At 72.7% G+C, this 16,094-nt stretch carries 9 protein-coding genes and 1 pseudogene; 3 read left to right on the forward strand and 7 right to left on the reverse strand.

Annotation, left to right across the window (positions count from 1 at the left end):
- The first annotated feature begins 92 nt into the window (after positions 1–92).
- Positions 93–1,217, forward strand: coding sequence for a PP2C family protein-serine/threonine phosphatase (locus tag AB0D08_RS29580; protein WP_033823445.1), 1,125 nt, complete (start codon positions 93–95; stop codon positions 1,215–1,217).
- 32 nt (positions 1,218–1,249) lie between these two features.
- On the opposite strand, the gene AB0D08_RS29585 is transcribed toward AB0D08_RS29580, so the two are convergent.
- The 5 genes from AB0D08_RS29585 to AB0D08_RS29605 all read right to left on the reverse strand — a co-directional run bounded on the left by AB0D08_RS29585 (position 1,250) and on the right by AB0D08_RS29605 (position 7,474).
- The gene (locus tag AB0D08_RS29585) at positions 1,250–2,275 is read right to left on the reverse strand and encodes a LacI family DNA-binding transcriptional regulator (protein WP_359893136.1); all 1,026 of its coding nucleotides are present in this window, start codon (positions 2,273–2,275) and stop codon (positions 1,250–1,252) included.
- Between the two features lie 25 nt (positions 2,276–2,300).
- Positions 2,301–4,004 carry a glycoside hydrolase family 13 protein gene (locus tag AB0D08_RS29590; protein ID WP_359893138.1) on the reverse strand — a complete coding sequence of 568 codons (1,704 nt, stop codon included), beginning with the start codon at positions 4,002–4,004 and terminating at the stop codon, positions 2,301–2,303.
- A 102-nt stretch (positions 4,005–4,106) separates the two neighbouring features.
- Positions 4,107–5,003: a carbohydrate ABC transporter permease gene (locus AB0D08_RS29595; protein ID WP_033823451.1), complete on the reverse strand. Its 897-nt coding sequence runs from the start codon at positions 5,001–5,003 to the stop codon at positions 4,107–4,109.
- A gap of 47 nt (positions 5,004–5,050) precedes the next feature.
- Positions 5,051–6,052: a sugar ABC transporter permease gene (locus AB0D08_RS29600; RefSeq protein WP_033823447.1), complete on the reverse strand. Its 1,002-nt coding sequence runs from the start codon at positions 6,050–6,052 to the stop codon at positions 5,051–5,053.
- 141 nt (positions 6,053–6,193) lie between these two features.
- Positions 6,194–7,474 carry an extracellular solute-binding protein gene (locus AB0D08_RS29605; protein WP_033823448.1) on the reverse strand — a complete coding sequence of 427 codons (1,281 nt, stop codon included), beginning with the start codon at positions 7,472–7,474 and terminating at the stop codon, positions 6,194–6,196.
- 447 nt (positions 7,475–7,921) lie between these two features.
- Here AB0D08_RS29605 and AB0D08_RS29610 point away from each other — a divergent pair, with 447 nt between their 5' ends.
- Complete coding sequence (locus AB0D08_RS29610) at positions 7,922–9,121, forward strand: globin domain-containing protein (RefSeq protein ID WP_359893141.1); 1,200 nt, start codon at positions 7,922–7,924, stop codon at positions 9,119–9,121.
- Between the two features lie 7 nt (positions 9,122–9,128).
- Here AB0D08_RS29610 and AB0D08_RS29615 read toward each other — a convergent pair whose 3' ends face one another.
- Both AB0D08_RS29615 and AB0D08_RS29620 read right to left on the reverse strand, forming a co-directional pair.
- Positions 9,129–9,902: a helix-turn-helix domain-containing protein gene (locus AB0D08_RS29615; protein WP_149038455.1), complete on the reverse strand. Its 774-nt coding sequence runs from the start codon at positions 9,900–9,902 to the stop codon at positions 9,129–9,131.
- A gap of 76 nt (positions 9,903–9,978) precedes the next feature.
- The gene (locus tag AB0D08_RS29620; RefSeq protein WP_359893144.1) at positions 9,979–11,091 is read right to left on the reverse strand and encodes an aldose epimerase family protein; all 1,113 of its coding nucleotides are present in this window, start codon (positions 11,089–11,091) and stop codon (positions 9,979–9,981) included.
- A gap of 387 nt (positions 11,092–11,478) precedes the next feature.
- Here AB0D08_RS29620 and AB0D08_RS29625 point away from each other — a divergent pair.
- Positions 11,479–16,094: pseudogene (locus AB0D08_RS29625) on the forward strand (hypothetical protein); the annotation flags it as partial.

The following is a 16,094-nucleotide window of genomic DNA, read 5'->3' on the forward strand; positions in this document are numbered from 1 at the left end:
CCCCGGGCCGGTGTGTTGCCACCGGGTGGGCGGGGCCCCCGGCGGCTAGAGTCGGGGCAGATGGCCCACCGGACGGGGGATCGTGATCGCCCATGGCGTCGACTTCCACGCAGTGGCCCCGCTACGTGCGGGCGGCCCCGTGGGCGCTGGTGGTCGCGGGCCTGGTCTGGGACTCGCTCTCCCCCGCCGACTACTGGGGCGACCCGATGGTGGCGGCGGCCTCGGTGCTCGCCGGGGCGCTGCTGTCGCTGCGCGACACCATCGCGGTCGGCGCGGCCGTCCTGGTCGGGATCCTGGTGCTGACCGTGCTGGACGGTTCGGTCGGCACCACCGCCGGCTACCTGGAGCTGGCCAACACCGCGTTCGCCGCCCTGATCGGGATCTGGGTCAACCGGGTGGTGGCCCGGCACGGGCGCCGGCTGCAGGCGGTCCGCTCGGTGGCGGAGACCGCCCAGCGCGCGGTACTGCCCGCACCGCCGGCCCGGGTCGGCCGGCTGGAGGTGGCCGCCCGCTACCGCGCCGCCCACACCGACGCGCTGATCGGCGGTGACGCCTACGCGCTGCAGCGGACCCCGTTCGGGGTGCGGGCGCTGATCGCGGACGTCCGGGGCAAGGGGCTGCCGGCGGTGGCCGCCGTCTCGGTGCTGCTCGGCGCGTTCCGGGAGCACGCCGACGGCCTGCCCGACCTCGGCGCGGTCGCCGACGGCCTGGAGCACTCGCTGAGCCGGGAGGCCGCCGAGGCGGCCGAGGAACTACGGATGGAGGGCTTCATCACCGCGCTGCTGGTGGAGTTCACACCCGGGCACGACGGGCTGCGGCTGCTGAACTGCGGGCACCCCGGGCCGTACCTGCTGTCCGCCGACGGCCGCCGGGTGCGGCGGCTCGACGCCCGCGAGCCGGGGCTGCCGCTGGGGATGGGCGGGCTCGGGGTCGGACGGCCCGCGGTCGAGGAGTGGCCGTTCGCCGCCGGGGACACCCTGCTGCTGGTGACCGACGGGGTGACCGAGGCGCGGGACGCGGCCGGACGGTTCTACGACCCCGCCCAGCGGCTGGCCGGCCGGGGTCCGTTCGACGGTCCGGGCCGGGTGATCGACACGCTGATCCGGGACGTCGACCGGTGGACCGGCGGGCCGCGCGACGACGACATGGCCGTCCTGGCGCTGACCGAGAGCGCCGCGGGGAGCCCGGCCTCCGGGCCCAACTCCCCGCCGCGCTAGGCCTCGTACGGGCCGGAGCCGGACCGGCAGGCCTACCGGCCGCCCGCCGCCGCGCCGGTGGAGCCGCGCATCACCAGCTCGGGCTGGAACATGAACTCGACCCGCTGGGTCGCGTTGCCCCCGACCTCCTCCAGCAGGGCGTCGACGGCGGCGGTGGCCATCGCCTCGACCGGCTGGCGGATGGTGGTCAGCGGCGGCTCGGTGAAGGCGATCAGCGGTGAGTCGTCGAACCCGACCACCGAGATGTCCTGCGGCACCGCCAGACCCCGCCGGCGGACCGCCCGGATCGCGCCCAGCGCCATCATGTCGCTGCCACAGACGATCGCGGTGCAGCCCTTGTCGAGCAGCGCCCCGGCGGCCGCGTCACCGCCCTCCACGCTGAACAGCGTGTGCTGGATCAGCTCCTGGACCTGCTCGGGGGTGCTGCCGAGCAGCTCCCCGACGGCCGCGGTGAACCCCTCGATCTTGCGCAGCACCGGGACGTACCGGCGCGGGCCGATGGCCAGGCCGATCCGCTCGTGGCCGAGCCCGACCAGGTGCTGGACGGCCATCCACATCGCGGTCCGGTCGTCCGGCGAGATGAACGGCGCGTCGATCCGCTCGCTGTAGCCGTTGATCAGCACGAACGGCACCTGGCGGCCGGTGAGCCGGGCGTACCGGTCGTGGTCGGCACTGGTGTCGGCGTGCAGCCCGGAGACGAAGACGATACCGGCGACACCGCGCTCGACCAGCATCTCCACCAGCTCGTCCTCGGTGGCGCCGCCCGGCGTCTGGGTGCACAGCACCGGGGTGAAGCCGTGCCGGCTGAGCACCTGCTCGATCACCTGGGCCAGCGCCGGGAAGATCGGATTGCTCAACTCCGGCGTGATCAGGCCGATCAGGCCGGCGCTGCGCTGGCGCAGCCGGGTCGGGCGCTCGTAGCCGAGCACGTCGAGCGCGGCCAGGACCGTCTGCCGGGTCGTCGCGGAGACGCCCGCCTTGCCGTTGAGCACCCGGCTGACGGTCGCCTCGCTGACGCCCGCCTGTGCCGCGATGTCTGAGAGTCGCGCCGTAGTCACGATCCCAGAGCCTATTGCAACCACGTCAGGCCGCCCACCAAATGGCACAGTCCGCGGGCAGAACGGTCTCGCCGTCCACCACGGTGAGCTCCGCCGAGGCGAGCAGGACCCGGCCCGGGGCGGCCGTCCGGACCGGCTCGCCGGTGGTGTTGACGGTGCAGACGAAGGAGCCGTCGGCGCTGTCGCGGCGGAAGGCCAGCACGCCCTCGGGCGCGTCCAGCCACGTGACCTCGGTGCCGGCCCCGAGCGCGGGGTGCTCCCGGCGGACGGCCAGCGCGGAGCGGTACAGCTCCAGGGTGGAGGTCGGGTCGCCGGTCTGGACCTCGACGCTCAGCCCGGCCCAGGTGGCCGGCTGCGGCAGCCAGCTCGGGCCGCCCGGGGTGGGCCCGAAGCCGTACGGGGCCTCGGTGCCGGACCACGGGATCGGCACCCGGCAGCCGTCGCGGTAGCCGTCCTGGCCGGCCTGGCGGAAGAACGACGGGTCCTGGCGGACCTCGTCCGGCAGGTCGGTGACGTCCGGGAGGCCGAGCTCCTCGCCCTGGTAGAGGTAGGCGGAGCCGGGCAGCGCGAGCATCAGCAGGGTGGCGGCGCGGGCCCGGCGCAGGCCGAGTGCGCGGTCGCCGGGGGTGCGGATCTGGGTGCCGCCGGGCGGGTTGGCGAAGCGGGTGGCGTGCCGGGTGACGTCGTGGTTGGAGAGCACCCAGGTGGCGGGGGCGCCGACCGGGCGCATCGCGTCCAGCGACACGTCGACCACCTCGCGCAGCGCGTCGGCGTCCCAGTGGGTGCCCAGGTACTGGAAGTTGAAGGCCTGGTGCAGCTCGTCGGGGCGGACGTAGTTGGCGGTGCGCTGCACGGTCGGGGTCCAGGCCTCGGCGACGCCGATCCGCTCGCCCGGGTACTCGTCGAGGATCAGCCGCCAGCTGCGGTAGATCTCGTGCACGCCGTCCTGGTCGAAGAACGGCATCACGTCGTTGCCGAGCAGCTTGAGCTGGTCGTGCGAGCCGAGGTCGGGCAGGCCGGGGGCCTTGACCATGCCGTGCGCGACGTCGATCCGGAAGCCGTCGACGCCCATGTCCAGCCAGAACCGCAGGATCGAGCGGAACTCGTCGGCGACGGCCGGGCTGTCCCAGTTGAAGTCGGGCTGCTCGGGGGCGAACAGGTGCAGGTACCAGTCGCCCGGGGTGCCGTCGGGGTTCTCGGTCCGGGTCCAGGCCGGGCCGCCGAAGATGGACTCCCAGTCGTTGGGCGGCAGTTCGCCCTCGGTGCCCTTGCCGGGGCGGAAGTGGTAGCGCTCGCGCAGCGGGGAGCCGGGGCCCTCGCGCAGGGCGCGCTGGAACCACTCGTGCTGGTCGGAGGAGTGGTTGGGCACCAGGTCGACGATGATCCGCAGGCCCAGCGCGTGGGCGTCGCGGATCAGGCCGTCGGCGTCCAGCAGGGTGCCGAACATCGGGTCGACCGCGCGGTAGTCGGCCACGTCGTAGCCGGCGTCGGCCTGCGGCGAGGCGTAGAACGGGGACAGCCAGACCGCGTCCACCCCGAGGTCGCGCAGGTACGGCAGACGGCTGCGGATGCCGGGCAGGTCGCCCATGCCGTCCCCGTTGCCGTCGGCGAAGCTGCGCGGGTACACCTGGTAGATGACCGCGTCCCGCCACCAGCCTCTGGAGGCACCGGCGTTCGCAGCGATCACAGCGGCGGCGGGCCGGGAGGTGTCGGCCAGGTTCTGGGTCATGGACTGTCATCCCTCACAGGACGTAGGTGGCGTTCCGGCCGCCGGTGCGGTGGCGGCCGTCGCGCGGTAGCAGGCAGATGGCGGAGCGTGGGTGGGGCGTCGTCAGGACTTCGCGGCACCGGCGGTCAGGCCGGTGACCAGGTGGCGCTGCACCAGGTAGAAGACCAGGGCGGCGGGCAGCGCGATCAGCACCGAGGTGGCGGCCATCAGGTGCCACTGCGCGTCGTGCTCGCTGATGTAGGTCTGCAGGCCCACCGCCAGCGTGTACTTGTCCGAGCTGAGCAGGAAGGTCGAGGCGAACGGCACCTCGGCCCAGGCGGTGAGGAAGGAGTAGAAGGCCGCCACGGCCAGGCCGGGCCTGGCCAGCGGGATGATCAGCCGCCAGAAGGTGCCGAACGGGCTGAGCCCGTCGACCCGGCCGGCCTCGTCGATCTCCACCGGGATGGTGTCGAAGTAGCCCTTGAGCAGCCAGCCGCAGTACGGCACGGTGGTGCCCGCGTACGTCAGGATCAGGCCGAAGTAGCTGTCCAGCAGGTTCAGGTTGGCGAGGATCGTGTAGATCGGCACGATCACCACCGCGATCGGGAACATCTGGGTGAGCAGCAGGGTCCACATCAGGTGGCGGTGGCCCGGGAAGCGCATCCGGGAGACCGCGTAACCCGTGGTGGCCGCCACCAGGACGCCGAAGACGGTGGTGCCGCCGGCCACCAGCACCGAGTTGCCGAACCAGCTGAGGAAGTCGGTGTGCTGGAGCACGAAGCTGTAGTTGGCGAAGCTGGTGCGCCCGAAGATGTGGCCGGGGTGCAGGTAGTCGGTCTTGTCCGGGCCCAGGGAGATGAAGGCGATCCACAGCACCGGGAAGACGGCGATCAGGGCGGCGACCACCAGCAGCGCGTGCGACAGCACGGAGGCCGAGCGCCGGCCGCGGCCGCGGGACTGCGCGACGGCGCGGCTCGCGGCGGGCCGGGCGGCGGTCGGGAGTTCGGTGACGGCGCTCATCTCGGCGGCCTCCTTCGGGTGGGTGGGGGGTGCGACTCGGGCCGGGGTCATCCGTTGGCCTGCTCGTTGCGGGCCAGCCAGCGGCGGTAGAAGCTGGTGAAGACGACCAGGATGGAGAGCAGCAGCACACCGTAGGTGGCGGACTCCGCGTAGGCCCGGGGCTGCTGGCCGAAGCCCAGCCGGTAGGCCCAGGTGACCAGGATCTGCGCGTCCGGGGCGCCGTTGCCGAGCAGCAGGTAGATGACGGCGAACTGGTTGAAGGTCCAGATCACGCCGAGCAGGACCACGGTGCTGCTCACCGCCCGCAGGCCGGGCAGCGTGACGTGGCGGAACCGCTGCCAGGGGGTCGCGCCGTCCATCTCGGCAGCCTCGTACAGCTCGCTCGGGATCGACTGGAGCCCGCCGAGCAGCGAGACCATCATGAACGGCACGCCGCACCAGGTGTTGACGATGATCGCGGCGGCCTTCGCGGCGAGCGGGTCGCTCAGCCAGGAGGGCTCCGGCAGGTGCAGGAAGCCGAGGGCGCTGTTGACGATGCCGCCGTCGGCGAGCATCAGGCGCCAGGAGAAGACGGTGACGAAGGTCGGGACGGCCCACGGCAGGATCAGCAGCATCCGGTAGACGGCGCGTCCGCGCAGGTTGCGGTTCATCAGCAGGGCGAGGCCGAGGCCGATGGAGTAGTGCAGGGCGACGCACACCACCGTCCAGACGATGGTCCAGACGAAGTGCGACCAGAACCGGTCGTAGGAGCCGGGGCCCCAGAGCACGTCGGCGTAGTTGTGCAGGCCGACGAACTCGTAGCTGTCCGGGATGTGCCGGACCCCGATCTGGCGGCCGACGTTGAGGCTGGTGGCGTTGGTGAGGGTCAGGTACACGCCGCGCGCCAGCGGGTAGCCGACCAGGACGCCGAGCACGATCACGACCGGCGCGATCATCACGTACGCGTACCAGTACTTCTGGTACGAGAGCCTGATGCGCTGTCCGAGACCGGGGCGCGGTTCGCGCTCTCGGCTGCCCTTGCTGGGCGCGCCCTGCACGGCGACTGCCATGGTTGACACCTCTTCGGGAGTTCCGCCGCCTCGCTTCGGCGACTGCGACTGCTGGTGCGGTTCGGGACCTGCGCGGCCCGGCGGGCCGACGGCCGGGGCCGCCCGGTCCGCGTGGGGGTGCGGGCCGGGCGGCCGGTGGCGTTACTTGGAGAAGCCGGGGAGCAGCTTCGCGTAGTCGACGGCGACGGTGTCGAGGCCGGCCTGGGTGGCCGCCTGGTCCTGGACGATCTTGCCGAGGTTGGTCCCGAAGGAGCCGAACAGCGAGGAGTACTCGGGCAGTTCGGGGCGCGGCTGGGCGGAGGAGAGGACCGCCTGGAAGCCCGCGATGCCCGGGTTGGCCTTGACCTCGGCCGTGTAGGCGTCGGCGCGGGTCGGCAGGGTGGAGTTCTTCAGCGCGAGGAAGGTCTGGCTCTCGGCCGAGGTGAGGTAGCCGGCCAGCTTCTCGGCGGCGGCCTTGTGGGCGTCGTCGGAACCCGCGTAGACCGAGACGTTGTGGCCGCCGGTCGGGGCGCCGGCCTTGCCGGTGGAGCCGGCCGGGACGGGGGCGATGCCGAGGTTCTTCTGGTCGGCGAAGGCGGAGCCCTTGAAGATGTTGGTGACCTCCCAGGGACCCTGGATGATCATCGCGACCTTGCCGGTGTTGAAGGCGTCCATCATGTGCGCGTACGAGTCGGTGGTCACGTCGGCCTTGACGGTGCCGGGCGCGGTGAACAGCGACTTGTAGATCTCGACGGCCTTGGCGGCCTCCGGCGAGGCCACGGTGATCTTCTTGTTCTTGGCGTCCACCATGTCGGTGCCCTCGCCGAACAGCAGCGGCATCGCGTAGTAGCCGTCACCGGCGCGCATGAAGAAGCCGTCGACGCCGGCCTTGTCCTTGAGCAGCGCGGCGTCGGCCTTCAGCTCGTCCCAGGTGGCGGGGGCCTTGGTGAGGCCGGCCTTCTCGAACAGCGCCTTGTTGTACAGCAGGCCGAGGGTGTCGGTGACCAGCGGGGCGCCGTAGGTCTTGCCGTCGAACTTGGCCTGCTGGACCAGGCTGGGCTGGAAGGCGGCGGCGTCGGCGAGCGCGGGGGTGCCGTCCAGCGGCTCCAGGAAGCCGGCCTTGGCGAAGGCGGAGGTCCAGCCGACCTCGGAGCGGAAGACGTCCGGCGCGCCCTTGGCGCCCATCGCGGTCTGCAGCTTGTTCTGCGCCTGGTCGAACGGGACGTTCTCGAAGTTGACCTTGATGTTCGGGTTGGCGGCCTCGAACTTCTTGACCAGCTCCTGGTAGTTCGGAGCCTCGTTGGTGGCGTTGGAGGTGTCCCAGTAGGTGATGGTGACCGGCCCGGAGGACTTGCCGTCCGCGCTGGTGCCGCTGCTGCCACAGGCTGCAAGCGTTACCGCAAGGGCCGCAACGAGAGCGGAGGCCGCGATGCCACGCCGCATGAGAACTCCTAATGAGGTGGGGGTGCCCGAGAGGGAGGAGGACCGCGCATAATGGCTGTCCCAGCCGACTGCGCCGTTGCGGCCGTCGGGCTTGGGCAGGAACGTAACAGCGATGCAATCGCGTCGGAAAGTCCTTGCAGCAAGTTTCTGCAAGATCTGGCGATCGTTACGCCCGCGTGTCCTCCGCGTTGCCACAAGGTAGCCACCTTGGACCGCTTTCATCCCTTTTGCGCCCGCCCGGCGCCACCCTCCCCCGCGCCCGCCCTTGCGCCCACCCTTGCACTCGCCCTTGCGCGCCTTGCCGCAAGCGCCGCACCGCGCCGCGGCCGGGCCCCTCCGGGCACCCTCCGGACACCCCTGCGCGATTTAAAAGGATGAACGTCATTTATATTGAGCGGGCGGCACCGCCGCAGGACCACCCCGACCGGCCACGCCCAGGAGGAACCCGTGCTCTCCCCCGAGTCGACCGCGACCGTCCGCGCCACCCTGCCCGCCGTGGGCGCCGCCATCGGCGAGATCACCCGCCTCTTCTACGCCCGGATGTTCGCCGACCACCCCGAGCTGGAGCGCGACCTGTTCAACCGGGGCAACCAGGCCGCCGGCACCCAGCAGCAGGCCCTGGCCGGCGCCATCGCCGGGTACGCCACCCTGCTGGTGCAGCAGTCCGAACCGGCCACCGGTCCGCTGCTGGCCCGGATCGCCCACCGGCACGCCTCACTCGGCATCACCCGCGACCAGTACCGGGTCGTCCACACCTACCTGTTCGCCGCCATCGCCGAGGTGCTCGGCGAGGCCGTCACCCCGGAGGTCGCCGCCGCCTGGGACGAGGTCTACTGGCTGATGGCGGGCGAGCTGATCGCCCTGGAGGGCCGGCTCTACCAGGAGGCCGGCGTCGCCGAGGGCGAGGTCTGGCAGCAGGCCGAGGTGCTTGACCGGCGGCAGGAGTCCCGGGACTCCGTCTCCTTCACACTGCGGCCCACCGAGAGCGCCGCCACCGGCTTCCGGCCCGGTCAGTACCTCGGCGTGGCGGTCGTCCTGCCGGACGGCGCCCGCCAGATCCGCCAGTACAGCCTCTCCGCCGCCCCCGGCCCCGGCACCTGGCGGATCACCGTGAAGCGGGTCCACGGCCCGGCGGCGGCCGGGCCCGACGGCGAGGTCTCCGGCTGGCTCCACGCCCACCTGCGGACCGGGGACAAGGTCACGGTCTCCCGCCCGTTCGGCGACCTCACCCTGGAGGACGGCGACGGCCCGCTGCTGCTCGCCTCGGCCGGGATCGGTGTGACGCCGATGGCCGGCATGCTCGACCACCTGGCCCGGACCGGCTCCACCCGCCGGGTGATCGCCGTGCACGGCGACCGCTCCCCCGCCGACCACGCCCACGCCGCCGAACTCGCCGACCGCATCGCCGCGTTGCCCGCCGCCGAACTGCACCGCTGGTACCAGGAGCCGGGCACCGGCCCGGGCGCCGGGCACAGCGGGCAGGTCGACCTGGCCGGGCTCGACCTGCCCGACGGGCTCACCGCCTACCTGTGCGGCCCGCTGCCGTTCATGCGCGCGGCCCGCACCGAACTGCTGCGCCGCGGGGTCCCCGCCGCCGCCATCCGGTACGAGGTGTTCGGCCCCGACCTGTGGCTCGCCTCGGCCTGAGCCCGCGTCACGCCGCCCCGCCGTGCGCGCCCGGCGCGTCCGGCGGGGCGGGCGTGTCCGGGTGGGCGGCGGCATCCTGCGGGGCGGGCGCGTCCGGGCGTGCGGCGGTCAGCGAGATGGTGCACACACCGGGCTCCGCGAACGGGTGCAGCCGCAGCGCGCCCGGCACCCCGGCCCGCTCCGCCATCGCGTCCAGCAGCCCCTGGTGCACCGCGCACACCACCTCGGGATGGCGCTCGGCGTTGCGCAGGAACGGGCAGCCGTGCAGCGCCACCACACCGTCCCCGGCCCGCAACTGCGGCTCGAAGCCCCAGCGCCGGGCCTGCTCCATCACCTGCTCCGCCAGCGGCAGCGACGGCTGCGGCTGGCCCGGCTGCCCGAGCCCAGACTGGCCGAGCGCCGACCGCGGCCCCGCGTCCGCGGCCCAGTCCCGGCCCGCCCGCTCGGCCCGCCGCGCACGCACCGCCGGGTCCGGGCCGTAGCCGAGCGCCAGCACCTCGACCAGGTCCTGGTAGGCCGCCAGCTGTTCGTGGGCCGGTGCCGCGGTGTACAGCAGCCGGGGCCGGCCGCGGCCGGCCGCTGCCTCGTCGCGCCGCACGAGCACCAGCCCGGCCTCCGCCAGCGCGGTGAGGTGGTGGCGCACGGTGGTGATGTGCTGGCCGGTCCGCTCGGCCAGCCGACGGCTGTCCAGCGGTCCGTCTGCCGCGGTCAGCGCCGCCAGCAGCGCCCGCCGTGCGGGGGCCGCGAGCGCTCGGTGCACACCGGGGTCCGGACTCTCCACCCGGCCAATGGTACGGCGCCGTCCGGGCGGGCCGGGCAGGCCGGACCGGGGAGCCGGGCCGGGCGGGCGGCGCCGCTCAGGCCAGGCCGGGGCGCAGCACCGTGGTGGAGCGGAACTCCTCGCCGGGCCGCAGCTCGGTGGACGGGTACGACGGCTGGTGCGGCGAGTCCGGGTGGTGCTGGGTCTCCAGCGCCACGCCCGCGTACATCCGGTACGGGACGCCGCTCGCGCCGCTGACCGTGCCCGCGAAGTGGTTGGCGGTGTAGACCTGGATGCCCGGCTCGGTGGTGAGCACCTCCAGGGTCCGGCCGCTGCCCGGGTCCTCCAGCAGCGCGGCGCGGGCCGGGCTGCCGTCGGCCGGGCGCTCGCGCAGGACCCAGTTGTGGTCGTAGCCGCGCGGTCCGCGCAGCTGCGGGTGGTCGTCGTGGATGCCCTTGCCGATCGGGCGGGCCGTGGTGAAGTCGAAGGGGGTGCCGGCCACCGGCTCGTACGGGCCGAGCGGGATCTGCCGGTCGTCGACCGGGGTGTAGTGGTCGGCGTTCAGGGTGAGCAGGTGGCCGAGGACGTCGCCGCTGCCCTCGCCGGCCAGGTTGACGTAGGCGTGGTTGGTCAGGTTGACCACGGTCGGGCGGGTGGTGACGGCGTGGTAGGCGATGGTCAGCGCCTCGGGCGACAGCGTGTAGGAGACGGTGACGTCCAGGCCGCCGGGGAAGCCCTGGTCGCCGTCCGGGCTGTGCAGGCGCAGACGGACGCCGCCGGGGATCTCCTCCGCCTCCCACATCCGGTTGGCGAAGCCGTCGGGGCCGCCGTGCAGGGTGACGCCGCCGCCGGTGGGCATCAGCGGGTGGTCCTCGCCGTCGATGGTGATCCGGCTGCCGGCGATCCGGTTGGCGTACCGGCCGACGGTCGCCCCGAAGTGCCGGGCAGGCCCCAGGACGGCGGGCAGTTCGTCGGTGCTGAGCAGGAGTTGGGCCGGGGTGCCGTCGCGGTCGGGGGCGCTGAGGGTGTGCAGGGTGGCGCCCAGGTTCAGCACGCCGGCCTCCAGCGCGCCGCTGCGCAGGGTCCAGCGCTCGATGGCCGCGCCGGCCCCGCTCGCATCGAAGGGCTCTTGCCGCACCTCGGTGCCCTGCGCCGACGTCGCCATCGCCTGCTCCTCACCGGCCGCCCGGCTGCCCGCCGGACTGGCCACACCTCGGGGACCTCCCCCACGGGTCAGCCTAGGGCGTGGCCGACACTTCCCGTCGGATCAGCGCGCGGGGTGCGACGGCGCCGGGTGTCACGTCGGATCCGATTGGGGCTGATGTGATTTCAGGTGCTTTTCACACATCGGGTCCTGATTGACCATCACCTGCAAAAGTCAAGATTGGGTCAAGTGGCCGTACGCCCTCGAACGGATCTTCCCCGCGCCCAGCAGCGGTCCTATCGTCGACCCGGCCATCGCGTGATCACTGCGGTGGGCAGGAACCGAGTCCGAGGGGGACGATTCGTGGAAGCCTGGCACAGACGCACGCCAATAGGACGTTGGATACGCAAGAGGCACCGATGGGTCGGGCTGCTCGGCCTGCTGGCGGTGCTGATGTCGATGCTCGCGGCACCGTCCGCCGAGGCCCTGGCGGCGAAGCGGCCGCACGGGAAGATCTGGACCCCGCCGAAGACCCCGCTGGGGGCGGACCGGAAACCGGTCAAGGGCACCAACCTCGCACCGACGGCCGTGAAGCCCCCGGCCTATCCCGTGCCGAAGGACTGGAAACCGTCGCAGGCCGCTCCGCCGTCGGGATCGGCGACCGTGACGCCCGGCCGTGGGAGAGCCACCCAGGCCGGAAAGCTGCCGGTGGCGGTGGCGTCCGGGAACGGTGACAGCGCCGGCCCGATCCGGGTCGACCTGTCCGCCCCGGCCGGTGGAGGGGACATCGGCCTCGCCGGCCCGGTGATCGCCCTGACGGACACCGCGCCGACGGCCGGCCGGGCCGAACGCAGGGTGACCGTGTCGCTGGACGTCAAGGCCCTCCAGGCCGCAGGCTGGGCGGACCGCGCCCGGCTGGTCGCCCTGCCGTCCTGCTACCTGGCCACGCCGCAGCAGCCGGAGTGCCGGCAGCAGACTCCGGTGGCCTCCACCACGGACCAGGGCAAGGGCGTCGTGAGCGCGGAGGTGACCCTGCCGGCGGCGGGCGCCGCGGGCGGCCGCGCAGCACTCGCGCAGGAGTCGGCGCCCGCCGCAGCGTCGGCGGTGCTGGCCGCGGCGCCCGCCGCCGACGGTCCGCTGGGCGGCTACTCGGCCTCGCCGCTGGCGCCGTCGGACGCCTGGGGCAACAGCCAGAACCTGGGCGGCTTCGTCTACTCCTTCCCCGTCCGCACGCCGCCCGCGCCGGGCGGCCTCGGCCCCCAGGTGGCCCTGGCGTACGACTCGGCCCGGGTGGACGGCAAGACCTCCGCCTCCAACGCGCAGTCCTCCTGGACCGGCGAGGGCTGGGACTACCAGCCGGGCTTCGTCGAGCGCTCCTACCGCAGCTGCGACAAGGACGGCATCACCGGCTCCGGCGACCAGTGCTGGGCCGGGCAGAACGCCACCCTCAACCTGGCCGGCCACTCGGGCACGCTGGTGCGCGACGACACCACCGGCGGGTGGCGGCTGCAGGGTGACGACGGCTCGAAGGTCGAGCAGCTGTCCGGCGCCGCGAACGAGGCGAAGGGCGGCGAGTACTGGAAGGTCACCACGGCCGACGGTGTCCAGTACTTCTTCGGCCTGAACCACCTGCCGGGCGGCAACCACGGTGACGCTGCGTCGAACTCGGTGGAGTACACCCCGGTGTACTCGCCGAACAGCGGCGACGACTGCTACAACGCCGCCACGGGCAAGGGCTCCTGGTGCCAGGAGGGCTGGCGGTGGAACCTCGACTACGTGGTCGACCCGCACCAGAACCTGGTCACCTACGGCTACCAGCAGGAAGTCAACTACTACAGCCGCGGCGCCGGTCAGAACAACGGCGCCGGAACGCTCACCGCGTACGTGCGCTCCGCCGGGGTCAGCCAGATCGGCTACGGCCAGCGCCTGCCCGAGCAGGTCGCGGCCAACGGCTCGCTGAAGCCCGCCGCGAAGGTGCTGTTCACCACGGCGGAGCGGTGCACCTCCTCCGGCTCGGTGACCTGCACCACCGCGCAGCGCACCAAGGCCAACCAGAACAACTGGCCCGACTCCCCGCTCGACCAGGCCTGCGCCTCCTCGGGCACCTGCACCAACTACTCCCCCACCTTCTGGTCCCCGCTGATGCTGGCGAAGATCGAGACCCAGGTGCTGGTCGACAACGCGTACCGCGGCGTCGACTCCTGGGAGCTCAAGCATTCGTTCCCGGATCCGGGCGACGGCACCAAGCCGGTCCTGTGGCTGTCCTCGATCCAGCGCACCGGCACCAACGGCAGTCCGGCCCTGAGCCTGCCCGCCGTCTCCTTCACCCCGCGTGAGCTGGCCAACCGGGTCGACGGCCTGGTGCCCGCCGAGCCCGCATTCAACCGTCCCCGGATCCAGCAGATCACAACCGAGACCGGTGGGAAGATCAACGTGGTCTACCAGGACGCCGAGTGCTCCCGGGTCAACAACCACATGCCGCCCTCCGAGGACGCCAACACCATGGCCTGCATGCCGGTCAACTGGTACCTGCCCGGGTCCAGTTCCTCCGATCCGGTGCACGACTGGTTCCACAAGTACCTGGTGAAGACCGTCACGGAACAGGACGCCATCACCGGCGACCTGCTCAAGTCGACCGGCTACAGCTATGGCGGCGGCGCCGCCTGGCACCGCAACGACTCCGAGTACACCGATCCCAAGACCCGGACCTGGGACGACTTCCGCGGCTACCAGACGGTGACCGTGACCACGGGCAGCGGGTACGCGGGCGAGGGACCCCGGACCCAGCAGACCAGTACCTACCTGCGGGGTATGAACGGCGACCGCAAGGCCGACGGTTCCACTCGCGCCGTCACCGTGGGCTTCGTCCCGTACCCGGGTGCGGCGACGCTCACAGTGACGGACGAGAACTGGCGGGCCGGGAGCATCATCGGCAGCCAGAGCTACGACCGGGCCGGCGGCTCGGTCCAGGCCGCGACCGGTCTCATCACCTCGGGCGAGGTCACCACCGCGACCCGCAAGCAGCAGAACGGGATGCCGGACCTGGTCGCCCGCTACGGCTCCACCGCCACCACCAGCTCCTCCTGGAACAGGCTGTCCGACGGCTCGTGGCGCACCGCCACCAAGGTGACCACGACCGACCCGGCACACGGCAACCGGGTGGTCCAGGAGGACGACAAGGGTGACGGCACGGCCGCCGCCCCGGAGACCTGCACCACCACCGGCTACGCCGTGGCCGACGACCCCCGGCTGACGGCGCTCGTGTCGCAGCGGCGAACCGTCGCGGGCCTGTGCTCCACCTCGCCGTCCGCCGCCAACACCGTCTCCGACGACCTCACCCTGTACGACGGCAAGCCGTTCGGCCAGGCGGGAATCGCGGGCGAGGCCACCGGCACCCGGACCCTCGACTCGTACAGCGGCGGTCAGCCGCAGTACGTGACGCGGTCCACCACCACCTACGACGTGCACGGGCGGATCACCTCGGTCACCGGACCGGACGGCGCACGGACCGGGACGGCCTACAGCCCGGCGACCGGTGCGGCTCCGACGCAGATCACCACCACCAACCCCAACGGCTGGACCAGTAACGTCACCCAGGACCCCGGGCGCGGTCTGCCCCTGGTGTCCACCGACCTCAACGGCCTCACCACCACCGAGCAGTACGACGCCCTGGGCCGCCCGACCGCGGTCTGGGCACCTGGCCGGCCGACCGGCCTGAGTGCGAGCCGGACGTTCGGCTACACCGTGAACGGTCTCGACGCGCCGTCCGTGGTCACCACCAAGTCGCTGAACGAGGACGAGAGTTACTCGGTCAAGAGCGAGCTGTACGACGGTCTCGGCCGGCTCCGGCAGACCCAGAGCAGCCCGGCCACCGGCGGCACCGGGCGTCTGATCAGCGACACGGTGTACGACTCGCACGGCTGGGCGGTCAAGACCTCGTCGCCGTACTTCGAGGCGACCACCGCCCCCAGCGGCACCGTGTTCGTGCCGCAGGACTCGCAGGTCCCGGCGCAGGAGTGGGTGACCTTCGACGGGCAGGGCCGTGCGGTGTCGACGGCGTTCATGTCGTACGGGCAGCAGCAGTGGGTGTCCACCACCGCCTACCCGGGTGCGGACCGCACCGACTCCACCCCGCCCCAGGGCGGCGCGGCGTCCACCACCATCACCGACGCCCGCGGCCGTACCACCCAGCTGTGGCAGTACCGCACCGCCACCGCGACCGGCAACCCCGCCGACGCGGACGTCACCACCTACACCTACACGGCCGCCGGCCGGCCGGACAAGCGCACCGACGCCGCCGGCAACACCTGGACGTACGGCTACGACCTGCGCGGACGCCAGACCTCGGTCAGCGACCCCGACACCGGCACAACCGTCACCGCCTACGACGCCGCCTCGCACGTCGCCTCCACCACGGACGCCAAGGGCACCGTCCTCGCGTACTCCTACGACCTGCTCGGCCGCCGGACCGGCAGCTACCTCGGCAGCCCTGCCCCGGCCAACCAGCTCGCGGGCTGGACCTACGACGCGCTGGCCAAGGGCCAGCTCACCTCCTCCACCCGCTATGTCGGCGGCGCCGCGGGAAGCGCCTACACCCAGGCCGTCACGGCCGTCGACTCCTCCTACCGGCCCGTCGACACCAAGGTGACCATCCCCGCCTCCGAGGGGGCGCTGGCGGGCACCTACACCACCCACAACGAGTACACGCCGATCCTCGGCAACCTCGCCTACACCGAACTGCCCGCGATGGGCGGCCTCCCGGCGGAGGGCATCGACTACACCTACACCACCACCGGCCTGCTGCTCGCCTCCGGCGGCAACAACACCCTGGTCACCGACGTCCAGTACGACGCGCTCGGCCGCCCGACCCGCACCACGGTCGGCGACTGGGGACGTCAGGTGGTCTCCACCCAGCAGATCGACTGGGCGACCGGACGGGTCGCCAAGTCGTTCCTGGACCGGCAGGTCGGCACGACCTCGCTGGACGAGACCGGCTACACCTACAACCCGGCCGGGCGGATCACCTCCGTCACCGACAAGCAGAACGCCTCCGCGACCGACACCCAGTG

The organism is Kitasatospora sp. NPDC048540 (assembly GCF_040651175.1).
Lineage (GTDB): Bacteria > Actinomycetota > Actinomycetes > Streptomycetales > Streptomycetaceae > Kitasatospora.

Bases quoted from the DNA above. Each gene is read 5' to 3' on its own strand.
- AB0D08_RS29580 (WP_033823445.1), top strand. From the start codon at position 93: ATGGCGTCGACTTCCACGCAGTGGCCCCGCTACGTGCGGGCGGCCCCG.
- AB0D08_RS29590 (WP_359893138.1), bottom strand. From the start codon at position 4,004: ATGACCCAGAACCTGGCCGACACCTCCCGGCCCGCCGCCGCTGTGATC.
- AB0D08_RS29595 (WP_033823451.1), bottom strand. From the start codon at position 5,003: ATGAGCGCCGTCACCGAACTCCCGACCGCCGCCCGGCCCGCCGCGAGC.
- AB0D08_RS29600 (WP_033823447.1), bottom strand. From the start codon at position 6,052: ATGGCAGTCGCCGTGCAGGGCGCGCCCAGCAAGGGCAGCCGAGAGCGC.
- AB0D08_RS29605 (WP_033823448.1), bottom strand. From the start codon at position 7,474: ATGCGGCGTGGCATCGCGGCCTCCGCTCTCGTTGCGGCCCTTGCGGTA.